The 6322-nt window shown below is 55.3% G+C and carries 6 protein-coding genes; 2 read left to right on the top strand and 4 right to left on the bottom strand.

The window, feature by feature from the left end:
* The 4 genes from AC1D1P_RS11380 to AC1D1P_RS11395 all read right to left on the bottom strand — a co-directional run.
* Window positions 1–403 (bottom strand): HAD domain-containing protein (locus AC1D1P_RS11380; RefSeq protein WP_477673042.1); only part of this gene is annotated, 403 nt, incomplete at its 3' end.
* A 529-nt stretch (window positions 404–932) separates the two neighbouring features.
* Window positions 933–1805 carry a plasmid partitioning protein RepB C-terminal domain-containing protein gene (locus AC1D1P_RS11385; protein WP_477673046.1) on the bottom strand — a complete coding sequence of 291 codons (873 nt, stop codon included), beginning with the start codon at window positions 1803–1805 and terminating at the stop codon, window positions 933–935.
* A gap of 2 nt (window positions 1806–1807) precedes the next feature.
* Window positions 1808–2710, bottom strand: a complete 903-nt coding sequence (locus AC1D1P_RS11390; protein ID WP_477673043.1) for a plasmid partitioning protein RepB C-terminal domain-containing protein — start codon at window positions 2708–2710, stop codon at window positions 1808–1810.
* Window positions 2707–4272, bottom strand: coding sequence for a recombinase family protein (locus AC1D1P_RS11395; RefSeq protein WP_477673047.1), 1566 nt, complete (start codon window positions 4270–4272; stop codon window positions 2707–2709). The genes AC1D1P_RS11390 and AC1D1P_RS11395 overlap by 4 nt, the downstream gene beginning before the upstream one ends.
* Before the next feature lie 864 nt (window positions 4273–5136).
* Here AC1D1P_RS11395 and AC1D1P_RS11400 point away from each other — a divergent pair.
* Window positions 5137–5403 (top strand): hypothetical protein, encoded by a 267-nt coding sequence (locus AC1D1P_RS11400; RefSeq protein ID WP_477673044.1) that lies wholly within the window; start codon window positions 5137–5139, stop codon window positions 5401–5403.
* Window positions 5400–6322, top strand: a 923-nt coding sequence (locus AC1D1P_RS11405) for a DNA cytosine methyltransferase (RefSeq protein ID WP_477673045.1), incomplete at its 3' end; no start/stop codon positions are given. The genes AC1D1P_RS11400 and AC1D1P_RS11405, both read left to right, overlap by 4 nt.

Raw genomic sequence — 6322 nt, forward strand, 5'->3', positions numbered from 1 at the left:
GATCCGGCGTGACGCCCACCACACGGTCCCTCAGCGCCAACGAGAAGTGCTCTTTCATCCCCGCGATCTGCGCACTCTCCTCCTGCCAGTCCAGGCGCCAGGTCGATGAGATCACGATCTGAACCTGCGGGAAGTCCATCAGAATCTCTTCAACCAGCGGCAGGCGGCAGAAGGCATGGCGGGACAGTGCGGGTTCGGGATGCAGCACACCGTCGATGTCCAGAAACAGGATCATGGGGACCTGATGTTGATACTCCAGTGCACGCGCCTCGTCGACGGCGGTCTTGACGTGCGCGGGCAGCAGGAGTGTGCAGTGGGAAGGGGCGCTGTCGTTGCGGGGGCGCGAAAGCGGGTGGTGGACAAATCCGGGTGGCGGCGGGGCGTCCTGCGGGTGGTCTGACATGGCGGGCTCCTGAAGACATGGAACATGTCAGGAGCCCGGGCGGCGTCGCCGCGGGAAGTCAGCGGCGACTGAAGAGGGATGCCCGAACTCCTGGACGGAATTCGTGAGAGAAAAGATGGAAGCGGGTGGACATGACGGGGGTCAAATTCGTATGGTGGTGTGTTTGATATTCATCCACACAGCGCCCGGGCGCACGGCATTGAGCACTGCGGGCGAGGGGCGTGAGCGCGAGGGATGAGAAAGACAGGGCATATCGAATCGGTGGGCTTGCATGATGAAGATCCTTTCAGACGTCCATCACAAGTTACCGGGAACCTGCGCGTGCTGCAAGTGAAATCTGAAGCCAGGTCGTCAATTTGTATTTGCCGATATTGCTTATTACCGGTTTTACTGCGAATCTGTCGCGTGCCGCATACACCGATCAGCGGCCCCGAAATACCAGTGAAACGCGGACTGAATTCGCGATGCGCGCTCTATTAATTTGCGCAATATCTTCGTTGTGAAATCTGGGCCCTAGTAGTTACGCAGACTAGAGCTCCAGAGACGTAGTCTCTGAAAGACTGACAAATTGCTCCATGATGTCCTGCTGGTGTTGTTCCAAATATTTCACCACACGCTTATTGCCAAGCAATTTAGTGACATACCCTTTCGCCAGCACCAGATTCAAGACGTCTTCTCCATAACTCTGCTCCACCAGCTTGTACTGACCCTGCAGATTGGACATCTCTCTTTGCATACGAGCCATCTGCTCCTGGCTAATACCTGCAGGTTTCTTCGGTGATTTTTTGTCGATCAGCATGTCTGGGGGGGTTGCTACCAACAGCGCGCGCGCATAAGCCACAGTCAGATTGTTGGCGGCAACCATCAACTCTATGCATTCAATCTGGCGGGTTGATTTCATCTTGCGGACGATTTGTGAAATTTCCACCGAAAAATGACGATCCTTCAGCAACTCAGTCGCTTCGGCACAGATCCCATTGAGTAGGCCCATTTTCTTGATGATATGAGTTGAATCAACGCATAGGGTGTTGGCCAAGCGCTCCGGAGAAACGCCACGATCAACGGCCCGTTTGATCATCAAGTGTTCCTGGATGGTCGATAGCCGATTGATTCGATTGTTATAGGTATACGCTTCATCATCCGTGGCAACTAGGCACGGTGCCTCTGTGTATCCCAGTTCCCGCAGCGCCGCAAGGCGAAGATGCCCGTCCAGAAGCAGATGCTGTCCAGACCTTCGATCCACGGCTCCCACAGCAAGAGGCTCGATAAGGTCGATTTCTCGGATTGACGCAACTATTTGCTTGAACTTGGGAGAGGTGGCGAGGTTCAGCACGATCTTTCGTGACGGCAGAATATTGTCCACTGGTACCAAAAGCGGTTTTGGCAAAAACCCTAGGGCCACGCTCACGTCACACCCCCCGTCGCGGCAACGCGCTCGGAAAGATACTGGGGCATGGAGTCAAGCCCTTCTGCGCGGAGCAGGTTGAGGAAATTCTCATCCTGGAGCAGCTTTCGAAGTGCACTCGCGACAAACAGCAGGCTTTGCTGCGAAAACGATGCCTTCTTGATCATTATCTTCTGTCGCTGGACTTCCTTCTGATACGTCCGCACCAAACTGGAAGTGGTCACATCTGCGTGTTTGCGAGGTGACGACCGAGCCATTGAACGCCCCAGTAGCTTCCGCCGTTCAATCAGGCGTCGCGCATCCAGCAGCGGTTTTCCACGTAAGCTGCCCGTTTCGTAGGCTTCTTGTAGCGCTGCTTGTACCGCCTTGTCGTCGTCACCCGCGCCAACAATGGCCAGGGCCGCATTTAGAGGAATACTGCCCCGTTCGACTGCCACTAACAGGCGCTCTTCTCCATTTTCGAACAGCATCAAGATAGCCTGAATATATTGAAACGTCAGGCCAGTCTTCTCCGCGATGACTTTGGCGGTGTAGCCTTTGGTACGCAACTCGGATATCCCTGCGAGTAATTCCAGGGAGCGATACCGGCGCCGGGCAATATTCTCCGCAAGACTCATGATGAACGCGTCTTCGTCGTTTGCGGAAACCACCAGTGCAGGTATGCGGGTTTCGCCAAGAACTTGAAAAGCTTTAAGTCGCCCCTCTCCGCAGACCAACAAGTAGCGTTCAGCGCCATCGGCGCTGGGTCTCGGTGTTACCGTGACGGGCTTTTTCAAGCCAATCGCCTTGATATTTCCGACGATGTCATCAAAGACATCCTGATTTCGGTCTCGCGGATTGAGGACCTCTATGCGGTCGATGGGAATCATCCGTATGTCATTCAGTTTGGCGGTGGCATTCATGCAGCCCTCCGTAGCCTCAACTGGGCRGCCATCCCGTAAAGATAATCAAGCGTATTGAAGCGGTAGCTTTCCAGTTCGACTGCGTTCTGATCCGCGAGGTTGATACGTGGCTGCAAAAAATCCAGCCTCGGCAAGAGGTAATAGTCCAGCGGCACCTCATTGCCTGGCGCAAGCCGGATGGCCACCGTAATATCCGGCAGTAGGCTTGTATCAAAGCGCACCTTCCAGAGGTTGCGGCCGCTTGCCTGGCTGTGGCAGCGGGCAAGAACCAAAGAAAGGCTGAACTCTTGATTCACTTGCAGCAGGTCGGTCGCGGGGTCGCGCACAATGCGGCCACCCAGAACTGCGACCCTGGCTTCTGTTTGGGCAACGATTTTGGGGTGCAACTGCCGCAAGAACCGGTTGATCTCAAGGTAGCGGTAGTCCCGGCCCGGAGCGAAGCCCACCATCTGATACGCACGGATGAGGCTACCGAAACGGTGTGCATACACTGCCGATGAAGGCATCCCCTCGGACTCGTCGATCACAATGCCAGACAGAAACCCACGGTGCTGGTACAGGCCGCGGAGCCTGTCTATCAGTTCCTCGTCACTGTAACGACGTGATCGGGCCCGGATAATGCCTTGAGCGGTGTAGAAGAGATCACGAGCCACGATGGGTTCGAATGCATTCTCCTTGCGTATCCACATTTCAGGGGTATTGACTACCCGCAGCTTCTTCAGCTTGTAGGAGATTCGGTTGTAGACGTTGCTGCCGATATATTTTTCGTTGGTCAGAACCTGACGCACTGTGGCGCGAGTCCATTCCCGCCCCAGCTCTGTCCGGATCGCCTGCATATTGAGCCGGTCAGCAATCTCGGATTCGATCAAACCACCGTCGATGAACCATTGATAAATTTGGTTGACGGTGCGAATTTCCTCCTGCGGACCGGGCATCAAGATCACACGATCTGTTTGGAGGCTCTTGTGCTCACTGCGTGCCAGTTCGCCCTTGATGGAGCCGGCTTGGTCGACCAGCACCCGCCTTAAGCCATATCCTGCCGGGCCCCCTTGGCGAAATCCAAGTTCTATCAGTCGGCATTGCCCAGCAAACACCTTGGCCGAAAGTTCCCGGCTGTATTCTCCGGCCATGGCACGCTTCACGCCCTTGACTATCGTAGAAACGGGCGAGCCGTCGTTTTCAAACTGCTCGGCACAGTAGGCCACCTGGATGCCGGCGCGCCGGCAAATATATTCGTAGTAGGCGCTTTCGTCGGCGTCTTGGAATCGACCCCACCGGCTGACGTCGTAAACCAAAATGACCTTGAATTCAGCAGTCCCCGTCTCGACGTCCTGAATCAACTGCTGAAGCGCCCGCCGCCCATCGATCTTGAGGCCGCTTTTACCTTCGTCCGCATAGGTCTTGACGATGGCCAAGCCTCGCTGGGAGGCATATTCTCGGATTTTGCCGATCTGATTCTGTGTTGAGTACTGCTGGTGCTCTGTGGACATCCGTACATACTCTGCCGCGCGCAATTGGCCGGCATCGCTTTCCCGATCCAGGCTGTAGTGATCTTGGTACATGTTGCCATCCCAGCGAAAACTGTTCGACGCCTCGTGCCATTGCGATATCCCGACTACCGCACCCAACGCGCAGCATTCTGCATTCATCATGTCTGCTGAGGCGAGGGTCGGGCCTCAAGGTGCTTTCGAGAAAATTAACAGTTTTGCACCTTAATGGCTATCAAGTCCTCTCTTTGCAATGCAGTGCATCTATTCGTTTGCGACTGATAGCACAGTGATCTGCACGGTCCAGACGTTCATCTTTGCAATATTGGTTTCGCCGATGGGTGCCAGGCGATATATCCCTGTTGGGAGAGAAATACAGCCGAGGAACTCGTCCATCTTTGCAATAGCAGGGGACGCGGGAGACGGCTTCTTCTCGTTGCGTTCAACTTGAAGCTGTCGATTGCGCTCCGCGTAGTCGGGGTGCTCGGCTCGATAGGCACRCCAATAGTCTGGGTGCCTTCTACCCCAGGCCTTTTGAGCCTTTATTTGGTTGTCGAGGTAGTCCGGGTCGCTCCGCCTTCTTGCCTGCTGCCAAAGGCGCCGCCTCTCACGTTGACAGTCAGGATCGGGGCAGTAACTTTGTCGAGGGACCTTAGGACTTGGGCTGAAGACTTGTCCGCAAGCGGTACACCATCTGTTTTCCATGTGCTTCCCCGAGTAAGAAACTACTTTTCGCTACTGGTGCAAAGGTCGATGAGATTCTAGGAGCAAGCCTCAATTTCAGACTCGCAAACATTCGGGCCTAGGGTGCTTAGGAGCACGCATATCTGCAGCGGTTCATGGGGAACCTCGATAACTGTATTTATATACAGTATAATGAAGGTCGTGAACGTGCATATGCATGCCCGGGGCCTTAAATTTTGTGGTGCATGAGTATGCATGGTGGTGCAAAATAGCACCACCACCCACCCGGACAGGCATCTCATGGCTCGTAGCCCACTTGTCGCCCTTGACCGCAAGACAGTCAGAACCTCTGTGATGTTGCCAGAAGACGCGCATCTGCAGGTCCTGGCACTGGCCGACGCAAATCATGTGTCCTCTGCGTGGGTGATCCGAATGGCTGTTCAACGCTTTCTCGACGAAAACCAGGGCCAGCTGGAGCTGCCTTTGCGGCTGCCGTCACGACAAGGATCTAATTCGCAATGAGTAAAGACGCCATCTTTCGCAAGCTCGCCCGATTACAGGCAGCAGGAAAACCCCGTGTTCTCGACCTCTTCTCTGGTTGTGGGGGCATTTCAGTCGGATTCGAAGCCGCAGGTTTCGAGGTGCGAGGCGCGGTCGAGTTTGATCCCGAGGCTGCGCGGTCGCATGGTCTGAATTTCCATGGTGGTGCGGCCGCACACAGCGAACCGATTGATATCACCAAGACGAGCCCTGCTGATCTGTGCCAGAAACTAGACCTGGGCAAGGTGAAGGATGCTTTTGATGTGGTGGTGGGTGGGCCGCCGTGTCAGGCGTTTGCACGGGTTGGCCGGTCCAAGCTAAGGGAGATTGACGAGCATCCCGAAGCCTTTATTCACGACCCCAGGGCCCAGCTCTATAAAAAATATCTTGAGTACGTTGACGCGTTTGAGCCGCTGGCAGTGCTCATGGAAAATGTGCCCGATATCCTCAATCATGGGGGTCAGAATATTGCCGAAGAAACCTGCGAAATCCTTGAAGCCAAGGGCTATGTATGCGGTTACACGTTGTTGAACGCGGCCTTCTACGGGGTACCGCAGATGCGGGAACGGATGTTCCTGATCGCCTACCGGCGCGAACTGGCAGATAAAGTTTCTTTCCCAAAGCCGACAAACTGGCTTGTACTCCCTCCTGGCTATGAAGGCTCACGCTCGGTGGCACTCAAGACACTTCGCAGCCTTTTAAACGAGGCCCACTCGTATATCGAGCCTCCTGTCGCCAGCCGTGAACTGCCACCGGCAGTTACAGCGGAAGACGCGCTGGGCGATCTCCCCGCAATCAACGCGCGGGAATTGCTGGCCGCAGGCGCCATCTCCCGTGGTGCCCGTCGTTTTGACAAGCCTGTCAGCTACGGCCGCAAGAAGCCTTCTGCCTACGCAAGCCT

The organism is Polaromonas sp. P1_E1_2, assembly GCF_056406035.1.

What these genes read in the sequence shown, in the direction of transcription:
- AC1D1P_RS11390 (WP_477673043.1), bottom strand. Translation starts at nt 2,710, where the DNA reads ATGAATGCCACCGCCAAACTGAATGACATACGGATGATTCCCATCGAC.
- AC1D1P_RS11400 (WP_477673044.1), top strand. Translation starts at nt 5,137, where the DNA reads ATGGTGGTGCAAAATAGCACCACCACCCACCCGGACAGGCATCTCATG.